Genomic DNA, 15,099 nt, shown 5'->3' with positions numbered 1-15,099 from the left:
GCTGCCGGCCACATCGGTACCGGCAGAAGGGCCCCGGTGGGCGGGGACGGGAAGGGGCTTCCCATCCCCGCCCACCGGGGTTGGTCACCGCGTGCGACGCGAAGTCTCCGGCGCGGGCGGGGGCGGCGGGGTGACTGCAGCGGCCGGCGTGCCGGTGCTGCGGTGGGTGACCGTGCGGGACAGCGCCGCACCGGTGCGGCGCTCCTCCGGGGTGACGATCGGCGCGGGTGCCGGGAGGTGGGCGCCCCGGCGGATGCGCCAGGTGAGCACGGTGGCCGGGGAGTCGGCGCTGGCCAGCTCTCTCTGCCCTGCGGCCTGGGCGAGCAGAGCCTGTGGGTCGTGGCCGGCTTGCCCGGCTTCGGCCAGGGTGGCGGCGAGCGCCGCCCAGCCCTGGTCCGCGAGCACCCTGGCTGCCAAGTCGGCAGGCAGTGCCCGGCGGGCCTGTGCCTCGTGCCGGTCACGGGCGGGCCGGGGCAGTTGGCGGCCCTGGGTGTCGAGGACAGCGATCGGCCGTCCCGCGTGCCTGCCGTAGGCGGTCCGCAGGTGCTGTGCCGCCGCTCGTGCGGCCTCGGCCTGGTGCCGGTGGCCTTGGGCGGCGTGCCACTTGGCGATGACGATCGCCAGCAGGATCAGGCTGGCCAGGATCGTGGCGGCGGCCGTGCCCTCCTCACCCCGGCCTCCGGCAGGGCCGGTGTAGAGGAGTTCGCGGGCCACCGAGCGCATCGCCCGCGCCTCGGCCCGGGCGGCTCGGGTGCGGGCAATCGCGGTGAACTCCAGTGCCCGGGCGGCCTGGTTGATCTCCTTCCTGGACAGGACCGGGCTGGTGAGGGCGAGGGCGTCGAGGACCTCGATCGTGCCGCTGACCACCGCGCTGACCTGACCAGCGCGCGGGTCGTCGTCGACGGTGGCGGTGGCACGCTCGATGCTGGCGCTGGCCCGGTACCGAACCGTGGCCGGCCGCCTCTGGCCGACCGGGTCGCGGGGCGCGGGCTGGTCGATCCCGGCCGCGAACCGCTCGTGGATCTTGGGCAGGGTCAGGTCGGCCGCGAGTTGGCTGCCGGAGAACCACACCACAGGGCCCGGTTCGCCGGTGGGCAGGGCGAACTTGTAGCCCCTGGCGTCGCCGGAGGGCAGGCGGCGGACCTCGCACCGGATCCCCTGCGCGGCTAGGCGGGCAAGGAACTCCTCCTCCCCCACAGCCCCCGCGAGGGCCCGCCGTACCCCGGTCCGCAGCCGGGCCCGCCCCGGCTCCTCCTGGCCCAGGCGCTCGGCCTTGCGCAGCTCCGGGCTCTTCGGGCGCTTGGGGATCCCCGCCCGGTAGTCGCGGGTTCGGGTGTCGGACCAGTCCTTGAGCCCGAACTCGCGCTCGATCTTCGTTACTTCGGCCTCCGTCCGGTACTGGTCGCCCCGCAGGCGGGCCTGGGTCAGGTCGGCGCGCACCACGGTGGCGAGGATGTGGATGTGGTTGTCCCCGTGGTGGACGGCGACCCACCGGCAGCCGTCCGAGTCGCCGTCGGGGGCGATACCGGCGGCGGCCACGACCCGGCGTGCGACCGCGCCCCACTCCTCGTCGCTCAGGTTCCGGTCGGTGGGGTCGGCGCGGACCATGCGGTGGTAGACGTGCTTGGCGACCGGCCTGCCGTACCGGACAACGTGCAGGTCCAGGGCGTCGCGCAGCTGGGCCAAGGTGGCCTCGCCGTCGCGGCCCGGGTCGGGGGCGAAGCCGTCCCAGGAGGCCACCAGGTGCGGGTCGGTGTGCTCGTTGCGCCGGCCCGGACCGTATAAGTACTTGAGCGCCTTGAGCGTGTCCGCCCCGGAGCGGGCGGTGGTGATCACCGGCGGGCGGCCTTCGCCGCCCGCATCGCAGTGGCGTCCACCCCGGCCACCGCCCTGCGGACCTCGACCACCGCCTCCCTGGCCCTGGCCAGGGTGGCCTGTGCCGGGCCGTGCTCGATGCCCATCTCGGCGTTGAGTTGGAAGGCGATCTGGTTGACGTTGACGCCGAGTCGGCTGACCTGGAAGCGTGCAGCGTCCAGCGCCTGCACGGCTTGATCGAGCTGCTCGTCGCGGGTCACCGTCCCGGCGCCGCCCGGGGTCAGGGCCTGGCGCTCCAGGTAGTCGGCCACGTTCAGGCCAGCCTCCTGAGCGAGCCGCTTGATCTGCGCTGCACGCTCCGCGGTGCACCGGAAGCCGAGCTTCTTCGTCTTCGGGTTGTCGTTGTCACGCCGGCGGCGCTTGGCACAGCGAACGACGGCACGCGGGGCGCGCTCGGCGGATCGAGCGGACGGGTGCGGCTCGACGGCGGGCGTCTCCTCCTGCTTCGCCGCGCCCCCGCGGTGAAGCTCCGGTGCTGCCGCCCCCGGCAGCACCGCCACGTCCACGCCCCCCTGGGCGTGGACACCCGCGTGCGTGGCCCCGTAGGGGCCCCGCACGCACTCGCTTGCTCCGCCGTTGACGTGTGGATGGTCAACTCCGGTGCGGTCGAGGGAGGTTACACCACCGGCAGAGCGGTGGTCCGGAACGGGAAAGATGTCGGTCAGGGCATGCTCCAGGGGTTGTCGGGATCAGGTTGGTCAGCGTCCGGACCATGCCCAACACGAGGGCGGAAGGCTTCGCGCGCAGGCCGCCATGTTCCGGAGGCGGGATGGTCCGGTGTGCGCACGGCGAAGGGATGCGGTCCGTCCGCAGCGACCGGGTCAGCTGCGGACGGACCGAATCGGACCAGGGAGTTCTGCGCATCGGCAGAAGTCGGAGCGGACGCACCGGACGGTGGACCGGTTCGCCGGGGTGAGGTCAGTCGACCGGTGGGTGCTCGCGGTCCGGACCGTGCGGGAACTCCTTGCGGAGCTCGTCCATCAGGACCGTGAAGCGGGTACTGCCCATGGGCAGGTTGGCCTCGCGGACCGCGCGCTCGACAACCGGACGGCTCGGGCGGCCATGGGCTCGGACCGCAGGCCGGCTGACCTCCAGCAAGCGCGCCATCGACGCCCCCGCCGGACGACCCGTCCGCCGCCCCGGACCACCCCCAGCAGCAGGAGGCGGCTCGGCTACGCCATCGGCATCCGGACCGCCGCCGTCCGTCCGCACCTCGGAGCCGGGGAGTTCTGCCGACCCCGCCCCCGGACCACCGGAGGCCCGGACCAGCACCGAGTCCGCGACGAACGAGAGCGGACCACCGACTTCGTCGGGCGCGGAGGAGGCGGACGGCGCGGACCGGACCGCAGTCTCGTCCGGACCCTCCGGACCCTCCGGACCCTCCGGACCCTCCGGACCCTCCGGACCGCCGGAGACGGACCGTCCGGTCGCGGCGGACGGCCAGGCGGGTGCGACCGGACCATCAGACGGCCGGTCCGGCGCACCGGGGGTCCGGGAACATGGGGTCGGCAGAAGTCTCGCCGTACGCTCCGGCCGGGGCAGGCTGCGGGGTGACGGCGTGGCGGGCGATGAGGATGTAGAGGTGGACGGCGCCGCCGAGCGCGAGCGGGGAGAGCATCGACAGGACGGCGACGACGCCGTCGCCGAGCTGCAACCCGTCGCCCTGGTCGAGCACCTGGTTCAGGCGCACAGCGTGCAGGGCGTTGGCCCACACGCTGGCGGCGGTCGCACCGGCGAACAGGAACCAGGCGTACAGGCGCGCCTGCCACGGCGCGGCCCGCAGGACCAGCAGGGCGCGCACGCCGTAGGCGATGAACCCGTCAACGGTGAGCGGGAAGACGTACGCCAGCGGGCCGCGCACGTGGATGGCGACGGCCATCTGCTGCAGCGCATCGAAGGACAGGGCGAAGCCGGCCACGCCAATCAGGGCGACGGCGAGCCGGTCCCAGGCGGTCACCCGGACAACCCGGGCAGGGGACGGAAGGCGAGCAGGGAGTATCGCGGTAGCGGGGGTCGTGGTGGGCTCCGGGGGCTCGATGGGATGATGCATTTCGGATGGACTTGCCATCCGCCAGGGATGACTGTAGCTTCACTCTAGCGACGATGCAAGAACGAGCCGACTTCGATGCGAGGTGAATCGAGTGACCGACCAGCCAGGCCAGCCCGAGAACTCCCCTGCAGCTCCCGCGCTCAGCGAGGAGCACGCCGCCGAGCGGGTCCGCCTGGAGCGCGAGTACCTCGGCTGGAGCACCGGCGAACTCGCCAAGCGCATGACCGCCGCCGGCTATCCCATGAACCAGTCCTCGGTCTGGCGGATCGAGAGCGGCGAGCCCCGCCGGCGGATCAACCTCGACGAGGCGATCGGCTTCGCCAAGGTCTTCGGCCTCACCTTGGAGGAGTTCCTCGGCCCGCCCGAGTCCTCCTCCAAGCGGCACATGGCCGACATGACCAACGCCGTGGCCGCCATGTACCGCAGGCTGCTGGACCTGATGAAGAACACCGACGCGGCCTTCCAGATCGTCGACCAGTACAGCCAGACGTTCCCCCAACATGCCAAGGAGCTCGAGGACCGCATTGCCCGCGCCATCACCGAGGAGAACCGCCGACGCGGCCCGATCGGCACCAGCCCCCTGATCTTCCTCCGCTTCCCGGCCTTCCAACGGTCCAAGCAGCAGGCAGACCAGCCACAAGGCCCTGCATCCCTGGGATAGCCACCGGCCAGCCCGCAGAAGGCCAAGATCGTTCTACGGCCCGAGTGGTGTGTCGTCTACTGTGCCGACCTCGTGGACGGCGGTCCGCCGCTCGATCACTACCGGGAACAGAGCCCCCTCCCCAGCCCAGCCACTAACCACCAAGAAGGGAGCCGCGCGCCATCCACCCCTACCGTCCCGCAGCCCTGCCCCGCGTGACTGTCCAGCCATCTCGGCCACAGCACGGCCCCACCGACCCGGCTTCCATCGCCGAAGTTCACAGACCGATCTGACGGTCTTCCCCAGCTGCCGCCCGCACGCGCAGAGCTCCACCCTGCTCTGCTCCGGGCCCAGCTTCCTCCGCCGACCCACCGCGCCTCCGGCGCGCGGCCCGGCTCCGCGGCGCTGACGCCTTGCTCGCGCCGCCACCCCTGCTCCGGTTCTGGAGCGAACACCACCTCTTCCTTCACCAACGGCGCGCGCTGCCCGCCCATCAGCCCGAGCGCCGACTGCCCAACAGGAGACCCATGCCCATCACCGCCATCGCGCGGAAGTCCCACGTCGTCACTACGTCTGCGCCGAGCCCAGGCGCAGCGGATCGGCACACCGAAGCGGAACCAGCCGCGGGGCAGTTCTACATGGGCCGCAGGCTCGACAACCGCCCCGAGTCCCTGGCCACGTGGCGCATCGAGACGTCCGATGTCGCAGTTGGGTCCGGCGTCGCCGAGCTGCTCGGCGCTGCTCCCGCGCCGAGCGCGCCCGGCGCCATCGGTGCAGTAGAGGTGCAGACCCGCGCGTCCGAGGTGCGGATCGTCCTCGCCGCCAACAGCGCGGTCACCACCGACATGCGGCTCTGGGGCCAGGGCCGGCTCACCCACCACTGCGACGGCATCGTGCATCTGTCGCCGGCGCCGGTCTCCGGGGAGCTCTGCGGCTGCCCGACGCTGATGGCGGAGCGTAAGGCGCTCGCCAAGGCGGGACGTGGCCCGCACCCCAGTGCGACCGTCAGGTTCCGCCTGGCCCAGGCGCCAGCCTTCGGCCAGTTCCGCTTCCAGTCCGCTTCCTGGAAGTTCGCCGAGTCCCTGCCCGGTGTGCGGGCCGCGCTCGCGGCCATCGAGGGAGCAGCTCTCTGTGAGCTGGCCATCCGGCGCGTGGATGTCCCTGTCGGCGGCGGGTCCTGTCTTGCCTACCGAATACCGGTCCTCACCGTGCTCGGCCCTTGGGGCTGACAAGGAGGGCAGCCCCGTTCGGGGCTGCCCTCCTTGTCGTTCACCGGCGGCTACTCCTGCTCGGCGAGGTGGTCGTCCTCACCGTCGCCGGTGGCCCGCACCCAGTCCAGGTCAACGCGCGGCTCGACGTCGTACGCCGCTGTGCGGGAGTGCCCCCAGCGGCTCTCGGCCTTGGAGACGACGATGCTGCGGACGAAGAGGCTGACGAAGCTCCGGCGGGCGTTGCGGTCGGCACCCTGCCACCATGACCCCTCCCTGACCGGGTCGGCTTCCGGATCGGTCGGCAGCCACTCGGAGAGCGGCAGGACTACCTCCTCCGGTACGCGCAGGCCTGCCAATCGGGTCTCGGCCGCGTCGATGCGGGCTTCGACCTTGGCCTTCTTCGAGAGGAACCGGTCGCGGCCCATCCTGCCGCTGTAGACGTTGGCGTCGAGGTCGTCGTACAGCTCTACCAGTGCCCTCGTGGCGTCCGCCCGCTCCGCCACCAGGGCGTTGCGCTCGGCAGCGATCTCCGGGCTCTCCTGCGATCGCGCGAAGGTCTTGGTGGCAGCCGCGATCACGGGCAGCACTTCCGGGTCGTCCTCGGACGCCAGGATCAGCGCGAAGATGCGCCGGGCCACGAACTCGTCGAGGTGCCGCATCATGATGGCGTTGCCGCCCTGGTGCTCTTCCTCGGTGGCCGCCCCCGGCGCCCGGGTGCAGCGGTAGACCGGCTTGACCTTCGGGTCTGTGGCCGCGGCGTTCAGGCTGGTCATAGGGCGTCCGCACTCGCAGGTGAGGATCGGCTCCTTGTCCTCGTTCTTCAGGCTGGCCAGCAGGGAGGTGCCGCGCGAGAGCCCCTGCCCGCGGCCTCGGCCGGCGAGCCAGTCCTGCAGCTCGTACCACTCGGCCGGCGGGATGATCGGTTCGCAGATCATGATCGGGCGGCCTTCGTCGTCCCGGTTGATCCGGTAGCCCTCGACCGTCTTCGTCAGCGTCCCGTCCTCCTTGACCTTGTAGAGCGTCTCGTAGCTCATGCCCGCGATCGCGGGGTTCAGGAGGATGCCCTTGAGGGTTCGGCTGTGCCACTGCGAGTCGGCCCGCTCCTTGCCGGTGCGCTGCCCCCGCGTCGGGACGCCCTTCTCGTTCATGTCGGTGCAGATGCCTGACAGGGAGCCGGGGTGCTTCTTCCCGGGCTTGATCGGCTTGTCCTTGTGGAGCTTGATCGTCGACCAGATCTGACGCAGGTTCTCCGTCTCCTCGTTCTCGTGGAAGAGCCGGTAGATCGCGAGCTTGCCGTGGATCTCCTTCTCGGCGCGCAGACCGTACGGCGGGGCACCGCCGAGCCAACTCCCCGCATCACGCTGGGCGGCCTTCACGTCCCGGACGGCCTGGCTCTTGTTCTCGGACTCCTGGTGGGAGGCGTCGAGGCGCATGATCAGGTAGATCAGCGCCATGCTGTCCCTGGGCGCGAAGACGCCCTCCATCACGCTGACGATGGTGATCCCGAGGCGGTGCAGCTCCGCGACGACCGGGATGGCGTCGGCCACCTCGCGCCGCGAGAAGCGGCTGACGTTGTACACGATGAGGACCTGGAAGAGGCCGGCCCGCGCGTCGGCGAGCATCGTCTCGAAGCCCTCGCGCTCGGCGTCGGCGTCCCAGCCGGAGATGCCGATGTCCTCGTAGTGGCGCCGGAAGGTGCCCCAGCGCAGGGACTCCTCCTCGTTCTTCGTCCGCTGGGTCTCGGGTGAAGCCTCCGTACTGTCCGCCTTGGCCGACGACTGCCGGACGTAGCTCACGGCGATGCGGTTGATCGCCTCGATGAGCTCGGGGTCGATCTCGACTCGGCGGCCAGGGATGGTTCGTACAGGAGCGTTCACCCGCGAGAGTCTATCGACCTGATGTACGAACCCCCTGGGCCTCCCCGAGGATGCAGCGCCAGGCCCGGGCCGGGCGGCCTGCGCGGTTGCAGATGTGTCGTGCTGAACTGTGAACACCGAAGACGTTGCCCAGCACCACGTTGGCAGTCTTCCGGCCGACGCCCGGCAGCTTCACCAGGTCGTCCAGGCGCCCCGGCACCTCACCGCCGAAGTCGTCCCGGAGTGCGATCGACAGCCCGATCAGCGACTTGGCCTTCGACCGGAAGAACCCGGTCGGCCGGATGATCTCCTCCAGCTCCTCCGGCACCGCCGCCGCCATGTCCTCCGGCGTCGGGTACTTCGCGAACAACGCCGGGGTGGTCTGATTCACCCTCAGGTCCGTCGTCTGCGCCGACAGCACCGTCGCCACCAACAGCTCGAACGGGTTCTCGAAGTCCAGCTCCGGATGCGCGTACGGGTACACCTCCGCCAACGCCCGGTTGATCTTCCGCGCCCGCCGCACCATCGCCAGGTGGCTCTCGGGCTTCTTCGGCTTCGCCGCCCGCACGGCCTTGATCTCTGCCATGCACGAAGGCTACGCCGGGCGGTCGGCCGTCCGCCGCGCTTCCGGGCGGTCGGCCGTCCACGGCGTTCCAGGGCAGTCGGCGCCACCTGCACCTCCCGGGCCGACGGCCACCGCACCGGCCGGGGAGAGGACGACGTACGCCAAGTCCGCCACGCCGCCTCCGCTGCGGCGCTAGCCTCGGCCGAGGGGGTGCACGGACGGCCGAGGCGGGGGATGGCAGTGGGGGCGGAACGGACCGCGCTGTACGAGCGCGAGGCGGAGACCGGGGCGGCCGAGGAGGCGGTCCGGGCGCTCGGGGCGGGGCGGGACGGAGCCGGGACCGGCGGGCTGCTGGTCTTCGTGGGGCAGGCCGGGCTGGGCAAGACGGCCCTGGTCACCGAGGTCCGACGGCTGGCGGTCTGGGCCGGCTGCACCGTGCTGTTCGCCCGGGGAGGTGAACGGCGTCGGCACGAACCCTTCCACGTGGTGCGGCAGTTGCTGCAACCCGTGCTGGCCGGGTTGGGCGAGGAGGGCCAGCGGCAGGTGACCGGCCGGTGGCACGGCATCGTCGGCCCGGCCGTCGGGCTGCTGCCACCGACCGGGGCGCTCGATCCGCAGGGGGTGCGGGACGGCCTGGACTACGTACTGGTGCGCCTGGCCCGGCTGTTGGAGCCGCTGGTGGTGGTGGTCGACGACCTGCACTGGTCCGATCCGGAGTCGCTCGGCTGGCTGGCCGCGTTCGCGGAGCGGGCCAGGGAGCTCCCGGTCCTGCTGGTCCTCGCCTGCCGCCCCGGGTTCGACCGGACCTCCACCGACCCGACCTTCACCGACCCGACCTCCGCCGACCCGACCGGCAGCGCCCCTGCCACGCTCCCGGGCCCGCTTCCGGACACGTTCGACCAGCCTGACCGCCCCGGCCCCACCGGCCTCACCGGCCCGGCCGACCAGCCCGATCGGGGCCCGGAGTCACTGCGGCGCATCCACGGCCTCGCCGACCGGGTGCACCGACTCCGCCCGCTGCAGCCCGACTCGGTGGCCGGTCTGGTCCGGGCCTCGCTCGGGCCGGAGGCCGAGGAGGGCTTCTGCCGCCAGGTGTGGACGGTCACCGGCGGCAGCCCGTTCGGGACCAGCGCGCTGCTGCGCGAGGTCGGCGACCAGCAGCTGGAGCCGGTCGAGGGCAACACCGAGCAGCTGCGCGAACTCGCCGCCAAAGCCCTGGGACTGACGCGCGATCACTGGCTGGGACGGCTGGGCCCGAGCACCCTCGGCTACGCCTGGGCGGCCTCGCTGCTCGGCACCGACATCCGCCCGGAGCTGGCCGCCGCGATCGCCGCCCAGGGTCCGGACGCCGCCGCCCGGTCGCTGCGGGAGCTGCGCCACCACCGGGTGCTGATCGGCACGGCCGACGGCCGGCTGGAGTTCGTCCACCCGCTGATCGCCACCTCGGTCTACCAGTCGGTGCCGCCCGCCGTCCGGACCGCGATGCACGGCATCGCCGCGACCGAGGTGGAGAACGCCGGCCTGGGCCTGGCGGCGGCCTCCCGGCACCTGCTGGAGACCCGGCCGGACGGCGACGAGGAGACGGTGCGCAAGCTCCGCCGGGCCGCCGCCGAGCACCTGGCGACCGGCGCGCCGGAGGCGGCCCAGCGCTGCCTGCGTCGGGCCTTGAGCGAGCCGCCCGACGACCGGGACCGGGCCGAGGTGCTCTACGAGCTCGGCTGCTCGGCACTGCTCACCGACCCCGCCACCACGGTGAACCAGCTGCGCCTGGCCCTCGACGCCCTCGACGAACAGCCCGGCCTCGCCCCGGGGGAGCGCCGGGTGGACGCGACCTTCCGGCTGGCCCAGGCCCTGGCCCACAGCAACCGGCTGCGCGAGGCCGCCGAGGTCTGCGCCGAGGAGGCGGCCCGGACCCCGTCCGGGCCGGGGCGCGGTCGGCTGGAGGTCGCGCACTTCATGTTCTCGGCCTTCCAGGCCGAGGAGCCGGACAGCCGGGACCGCTTCCGGCGGCTGGAGCGGTACGCCCGCAGCCTGGCCGGGCCGGACGGTACCGCCGCTGCCGTGTCGGTGCTGCGCTGCTGGGAGTTGGTGCTGCGGGGCGGGACGGCCGACGAGGCGATCGCGCTGGCCGAATGGGTGCTGGAGGAGGGCAGGCTGCCACCCGAGCTGGGCTGGACGAACACCACCTGGGGCTTCGAACTCCCGGGCGTGCTCGGCATCGGCTACCTCTACGCGGACCGGGTGGACCGGGCGGAGGCGCTGTTCGACGAGGCGGTGACGGCGTACCAGGTGGCGGGGTGGAGCGGTGGGCACCTGGGGTTCGCGCTCTTCCTCAAGGGCCTGCTCCGGTTCCGCTGCGGCGCGCTCGCCGAGGCGGAGGAGTTGCTGCGGCACTCGCTGCGGACCGCCGAGCGGATCGCGCCCGGCATCCCGCTGCAGTGGTTCGCGGTCGGCGTGCTGGCCGACACCCTGCTCGCCCGTGGCCGCCCCGAGGAGGCCTGGGAGCTGGCGCAGCACTACTCCTTCGGGCCGCCCTTCCCGACCGTGATGGTGCTGCCCGACGCCCCGACCCTGTACGGCCGACTGCTGCTGGCCCGGGGCGACGCCGCCGGGGCGGCCGAGGCACTGGCCACGGCCGGGGCGGCCCTGGACGAACGCGGCTGGCACAACCCGGTCTGGGCACCCTGGACCGGCCACCTGGCCCTCGCGCTGCTCACCCAGGACCCGCCCCGGGCCCGGGAGTTGGCGGAGGAGTCGGTACGCCGGGCCGAGCGCTTCGGCCCCGCCTCGGCGGTCGGCAGCGCACTGCGGCTGGCCGCCGCCGTCCACGACGGTCCCCCGGCGACGGCCCTGCTGGAACGGGCGGTGGAGCGGCTGGCCGCCTCCCCCAACCGCTACGAACACGCCTTGGCCCTGGTCGAGTTGGGCGAATCCCTGACCACGGACGGCCGCCCGGACGAGGCCGGGACGCGGCTGTCGGAGGGCCGGAAGCTGGCCGTGCACTGCGGAGCCGACGGACTGGCCGAGCGGGCCGGCACTGCACTCGCCGCACTCGCCGGGCCGGAAGGGCCGGAAGGGCCGGAAGGGCCGACCGACACCGCATGACGACCCGTCAGACCGTCGCCCCGAGGCGCTCCTCCACGGCGGAACCGCAGCCGTGGAGACCGGACGGAAATCTCCTGCGGAATCCCGTCACAACTCCGGACGCGCATCCGTCGGTGTGGTGAAGCAACCGCAACGGACCGCAGGAGGAACCACCATGACGCAGCAGTCGATCTCCCGGATGCCCGACCCCGGCCGGTACGTCCCCGAGCTGGCCGAGGTCAGCGCCGCCCTGTTCAAGGCCACCGGCAACCGCTCGGTGCCCCGGACCACCATCAACCTGGTGCACCTGCGGGCCGGCCAGATCGTCCGCAACACCTACCTGACCACCCTCAACACCGGCTTCCTCCGCAAGGCCGGCGAGACCGAGGAGCGCATCACCGCCGTCTCCTCCTGGGTGGACGCGCCCTGCTTCACTCCGGCCGAGCGCGCCGCCCTGGCCCTGGTCGAAGCCACCCTCCAGCCCGCCCCGGCCGGGCAGGAGCGGGTCACCGACCGGCTCTACGCCGAAGTGGCCGAGCACTACGACGAGAAGGCGATCGCCACCCTGACCATCGCCATCGGCCAGATCAACTTCTTCGTCGCGCTGGCCGTCATCGGCAAGCCGCAGCCGGTCACCTCGCTCGCCGACCAGCAGTGGGACTGACCCCGGGAGCGGCTGCGGGCCCCACCCGCGCCGAGGGGCCCGGCCGACGGACCGTCAGGGCACCGGGACCGGCATCACCAGGGTGGTGAAGCTGCCCTGGTCGGCCGAGCGCAGCACCACCGGGTGCTGCGGGCCGACCAGTTCGAGCAGCACGTCCGGCCCGATCCCGGCCTCCAGGGCCGGCCCGAGCACCTCGGGGTCGAAGGCGATCCGCCACGGCGGCGGGGTGCCCTGGCTGACGGCGGGCAGCTCCCCGGCGCCGGCGGTGAGGCGGTCCGGGGCGAAGGAGAGCACCGTCACCGGCTCGGCCAGCGCGTCCCGGAGGGCGAGCCGGTCGACCAGGACGCGGTGCGCGGGCTCCGGGAAGGCGTCCAACATCCGGCGGTAGTCGGGGTACTCGCCGTCCCGGACCGGGAGCGGGCGGGCGGTGCCGTCGGCGGCCCGCAGCCCGCCGCCGGTGAGCACCAGTTCGTGCGAACGGGCGGCCCAGCGGGACAGCTCCAGCAGTTCGTCCACCGCGAGCAGCAGCCGGCGCGGGGTGCCGCCACCGGCGGTGCGCAGGGTGCGCATCGCGAAGCGGTACCGGTCGGTGGCGACCAGCCGGACCTCGGCCGGGTCGACGTCCAGCAGGATGCGGGTCAGCTCCGGGTGCTCCGCCGTCCGGGCCACCGCCGGGGCGACCTGGCGGACGGCGGCGGCGAACTCGGCCCCCGAGATCCGGATCTCCTCCGCCGGGTCACCACCGACCTCACCACCGCTCCCGTCGCTCCCGTCGCTCCCGTCCAGGGCACCCAGCACCGCGTCCAGCGCGGCCCGGGCCGCCGCCGCCCGCTCACCGAGCCGCTCCCGGTGCTCGGCCAGCACCGTCCGCGCCTCACCGGGCGTGCCGTCCAGCACCACCGCGACGTCGGCCAGCGGCACCCCGGCCTCGCGCAGGCCGCGCAGCAGCCGGGCCCGGCCGGCCTGGTCCGGGTGGTACTGGCGGTAGCCGGTGACCGGGTCCACCCGGGCCGGGAGCAGCACCCGGCAGTCGTCGTAGAAGCGGAGCGCGCTCGGGGCCAGTCCGACCGAACGGGCGAAGGCGCTGATGCTGAGGAGATCGAGGTCCATGCGGGCGATGCTGCTCCTTCAGGCCGCTCGAAGGTCAAGCCGGGGACCGGCCCGCGCCCTCCCGAGCCCGCCACCACCCTTGCGGCGAACGGGTGAACGAACCCGCCCGGCGGTACCCGGGCCACCGCGATGAGTACAAATGGCCCCGTACCGTACTCCCTGCCCGCACCCCTCCTCATATGATCGGAGCGACATGCGTCATCCTTGGTGATGCAAGTCATGACCGGAAGCACCACCCACCACCAGCAGGAGGAAGCACGTGGACGACGTTCTGCGGCGTGCCGCGCTGTTCGCGGCTCTCGATGACGAGCAGGCCGGCGAGCTGCGTGCCTCCATGACCGAGGTGACGCTCGCCCGCGGCGAGTCGCTCTTCCACGAGGGCGACCCGGGTGACCGGCTGTACGTCGTCGCCGAGGGCAAGGTGAAGCTGCACCGCGCCTCGCCGGACGGCCGGGAGAACATGCTCGCCGTGCTCGGGCCCAGCGAGATGATCGGCGAGCTCTCGCTCTTCGACCCGGGCCCGCGCACCGCCACCGCCAGCGCGCTGACCGAGGTCAAGCTGCTCGGCCTCGGCCACGGCGACCTCCAGCCCTGGCTGCACGCCCGCCCCGAGGTCTCCATCGCGCTGCTCCGGGCCATCGCCCGCCGCCTGCGCCGGACCAACGACGTGATGTCCGACCTGGTCTTCTCCGACGTGCCCGGCCGGGTGGCCAAGGCGCTGCTCGACCTCTCCCGCCGCTTCGGCGTGCAGTCCGAGGAGGGCATCCACGTCGCCCACGACCTCACCCAGGAGGAGCTGGCCCAGCTGGTCGGCGCCTCCCGCGAGACCGTGAACAAGGCCCTCGCCGACTTCGCCGGCCGCGGCTGGCTGAAGCTGGAGGCCCGCGCGGTCGTCCTGATGGACGTCGAGCGCCTCTCCCGCCGCTCGCGCTGACCCGCCGACGCACGACGCAGGCCCCGGACCGTTCGGTCCGGGGCCTCCGTCGTTCCCGTCGTGCCACGACCCGTCAGATCAGGCCGTGGTCCTCCAGGTAGGCGAGCTGGGCGCGGACCGAGAGTTCGGCGGCCGGCCAGAGGGCGCGGTCGACGTCGGCGTACACGCGGGCCACCACCTGCTCGGCGGTGCGGAAGCCGGCCTCGACGGCGGTCTCCACCTGGGCGAGGCGGGCGGCCCGGTGGGCGAGGTAGTAGTCGACGGCGCCGAGGGCGTCGGTGAGCACCGGGCCGTGGCCGGGGAGGACGGTGCGCACGCCCTGCTCGGCGGCCATGGTGTGCAGGCGGCGCAGCGAGTCCAGGTAGTCGCCGAGCCGGCCGTCGGGGTGGGCGACCATCGTGGTGCCCCGGCCGAGCACGGTGTCGCCGGTCAGCACCGCGCCGTCGGCGGGCAGGTGGAAGGTCAGCGAGTCGGCGGTGTGGCCGGGGGTGCCGACCACCCGGATCTCCAGGCCGCCTACCTCGATGACCTGCCCGCCGTGCAGCCCCTCGGAGCCCAGCCAGTGGGCCGGGTCGAGTGCGCGGACCTGAGTGCCGGTCAGTTCGGCGAAGCGGGCGGCGCCCTCGGCGTGGTCGTGGTGCCCGTGGGTGAGCAGGGTCAGCGCGATCCGCTTGCCCTGCCGCTCGGCGGTGTCGACGACCCGGCGCAGGTGGCCCTCGTCCAGCGGGCCCGGGTCGATCACGACCGCGAGGTCGGAGCCGGGCTCGGAGAGCAGCCAGGTGTTGGTGCCGTCCAGGGTCATCGGACCGGGGTTCGGCGCCAGCACGCAGAACGCCCGGGGGGTGGCCCCGCCGCCGATCCCGTCGGCGGGGTCACCCGGGAGGAGACCTGTCACCGGCCGCCCTCGCTGACCCGGTGCAGGCTGCGCAGGGGCAGCTGCCGCTCCAGGCTCCGCAGGGTCGGCTCGTCCGGCACGCGGTCGGCCACCCGGCCGGCCAGCGAACGGAGCGTCAGCGGACGCGCGGCGAAGGTGGTGTCGGTGAGCGCCGACCGGCGAGCCACGTCGTTGTGGGTCATCGGATCGTCCTTCCTGGGTATGAGCTGCTGCTT

12 protein-coding genes and 1 pseudogene are annotated in these 15,099 nt (G+C 73.2%); 5 read left to right on the top strand and 8 right to left on the bottom strand.

Features of this window, described 5'->3' with window-relative positions; all coding sequences use genetic code 11:
* Positions 1–84: 84 nt before the first annotated feature.
* The 3 genes from ACIRBX_RS08310 to ACIRBX_RS08300 all read right to left on the bottom strand — a co-directional run bounded on the left by ACIRBX_RS08310 (position 85) and on the right by ACIRBX_RS08300 (position 3,832).
* Positions 85–1,836: a hypothetical protein gene (locus ACIRBX_RS08310; RefSeq protein ID WP_402294592.1), complete on the bottom strand. Its 1,752-nt coding sequence runs from the start codon at positions 1,834–1,836 to the stop codon at positions 85–87.
* Positions 1,833–2,369: a plasmid mobilization protein gene (locus ACIRBX_RS08305; RefSeq protein WP_402295272.1), complete on the bottom strand. Its 537-nt coding sequence runs from the start codon at positions 2,367–2,369 to the stop codon at positions 1,833–1,835. The genes ACIRBX_RS08310 and ACIRBX_RS08305 overlap by 4 nt, the downstream gene beginning before the upstream one ends.
* A gap of 968 nt (positions 2,370–3,337) precedes the next feature.
* Positions 3,338–3,832: a DUF2637 domain-containing protein gene (locus ACIRBX_RS08300; protein WP_402294590.1), complete on the bottom strand. Its 495-nt coding sequence runs from the start codon at positions 3,830–3,832 to the stop codon at positions 3,338–3,340.
* A 184-nt stretch (positions 3,833–4,016) separates the two neighbouring features.
* On the opposite strand from ACIRBX_RS08300, the gene ACIRBX_RS08295 reads away from it, so the two are divergent.
* A complete protein-coding gene (locus ACIRBX_RS08295; RefSeq protein WP_402294588.1) occupies positions 4,017–4,586 on the top strand; it encodes a helix-turn-helix domain-containing protein in 570 nt (189 codons plus the stop codon).
* 506 nt (positions 4,587–5,092) lie between these two features.
* The gene (locus ACIRBX_RS08290) at positions 5,093–5,794 is read left to right on the top strand and encodes a hypothetical protein (protein WP_402294586.1); all 702 of its coding nucleotides are present in this window, start codon (positions 5,093–5,095) and stop codon (positions 5,792–5,794) included.
* 50 nt (positions 5,795–5,844) lie between these two features.
* Here the strand turns inward: ACIRBX_RS08290 and ACIRBX_RS08285 are convergent, their stop codons facing one another.
* Positions 5,845–7,653, bottom strand: coding sequence for a recombinase family protein (locus ACIRBX_RS08285; RefSeq protein WP_402294585.1), 1,809 nt, complete (start codon positions 7,651–7,653; stop codon positions 5,845–5,847).
* Positions 7,654–7,708: 55 nt separating this feature from the next.
* A pseudogene (gene nth, locus ACIRBX_RS08280) lies at positions 7,709–8,218 on the bottom strand (endonuclease III domain-containing protein); the annotation flags it as partial.
* A 213-nt stretch (positions 8,219–8,431) separates the two neighbouring features.
* Between nth and ACIRBX_RS08275 the strand changes: the two are divergent.
* Entirely contained in the window at positions 8,432–11,302 is a 2,871-nt protein-coding gene (locus tag ACIRBX_RS08275; RefSeq protein WP_402294583.1) for an ATP-binding protein, read from the top strand.
* Positions 11,303–11,456: 154 nt separating this feature from the next.
* The gene (locus ACIRBX_RS08270; RefSeq protein WP_402294581.1) at positions 11,457–11,945 is read left to right on the top strand and encodes a carboxymuconolactone decarboxylase family protein; all 489 of its coding nucleotides are present in this window, start codon (positions 11,457–11,459) and stop codon (positions 11,943–11,945) included.
* Positions 11,946–11,999: 54 nt separating this feature from the next.
* On the opposite strand, the gene ACIRBX_RS08265 is transcribed toward ACIRBX_RS08270, so the two are convergent.
* On the bottom strand, positions 12,000–13,055 hold the full coding sequence (locus ACIRBX_RS08265) for a MerR family transcriptional regulator (protein WP_402294579.1): 1,056 nt from the start codon (positions 13,053–13,055) through the stop codon (positions 12,000–12,002).
* 259 nt (positions 13,056–13,314) lie between these two features.
* On the opposite strand from ACIRBX_RS08265, the gene ACIRBX_RS08260 reads away from it, so the two are divergent.
* Positions 13,315–13,989, top strand: coding sequence for a Crp/Fnr family transcriptional regulator (locus ACIRBX_RS08260; protein WP_030240972.1), 675 nt, complete (start codon positions 13,315–13,317; stop codon positions 13,987–13,989).
* Positions 13,990–14,062: 73 nt separating this feature from the next.
* Here the strand turns inward: ACIRBX_RS08260 and ACIRBX_RS08255 are convergent, their stop codons facing one another.
* Both ACIRBX_RS08255 and ACIRBX_RS08250 read right to left on the bottom strand, forming a co-directional pair.
* Positions 14,063–14,884: an MBL fold metallo-hydrolase gene (locus tag ACIRBX_RS08255; RefSeq protein WP_402294578.1), complete on the bottom strand. Its 822-nt coding sequence runs from the start codon at positions 14,882–14,884 to the stop codon at positions 14,063–14,065.
* Positions 14,881–15,066: a hypothetical protein gene (locus tag ACIRBX_RS08250; protein WP_402294576.1), complete on the bottom strand. Its 186-nt coding sequence runs from the start codon at positions 15,064–15,066 to the stop codon at positions 14,881–14,883. The genes ACIRBX_RS08255 and ACIRBX_RS08250 overlap by 4 nt, the downstream gene beginning before the upstream one ends.
* Positions 15,067–15,099: the final 33 nt, after the last annotated feature.

Origin of the sequence: Kitasatospora sp. NPDC096147 (assembly GCF_044763225.1) — a bacterium.
Classification (GTDB): Bacteria; Actinomycetota; Actinomycetes; order Streptomycetales; family Streptomycetaceae; genus Kitasatospora.
The sequence above is the reverse complement of the archived record's forward strand: the minus strand, read 5'-3'. Positions and strand labels throughout refer to the sequence as shown.

What these genes read in the sequence shown, in the direction of transcription:
- ACIRBX_RS08250 (WP_402294576.1), bottom strand. Translation starts at nt 15,066, where the DNA reads ATGACCCACAACGACGTGGCTCGCCGGTCGGCGCTCACCGACACCACC.
- ACIRBX_RS08270 (WP_402294581.1), top strand. Translation starts at nt 11,457, where the DNA reads ATGACGCAGCAGTCGATCTCCCGGATGCCCGACCCCGGCCGGTACGTC.
- ACIRBX_RS08290 (WP_402294586.1), top strand. Translation starts at nt 5,093, where the DNA reads ATGCCCATCACCGCCATCGCGCGGAAGTCCCACGTCGTCACTACGTCT.
- ACIRBX_RS08265 (WP_402294579.1), bottom strand. Translation starts at nt 13,055, where the DNA reads ATGGACCTCGATCTCCTCAGCATCAGCGCCTTCGCCCGTTCGGTCGGA.
- ACIRBX_RS08275 (WP_402294583.1), top strand. Translation starts at nt 8,432, where the DNA reads ATGGCAGTGGGGGCGGAACGGACCGCGCTGTACGAGCGCGAGGCGGAG.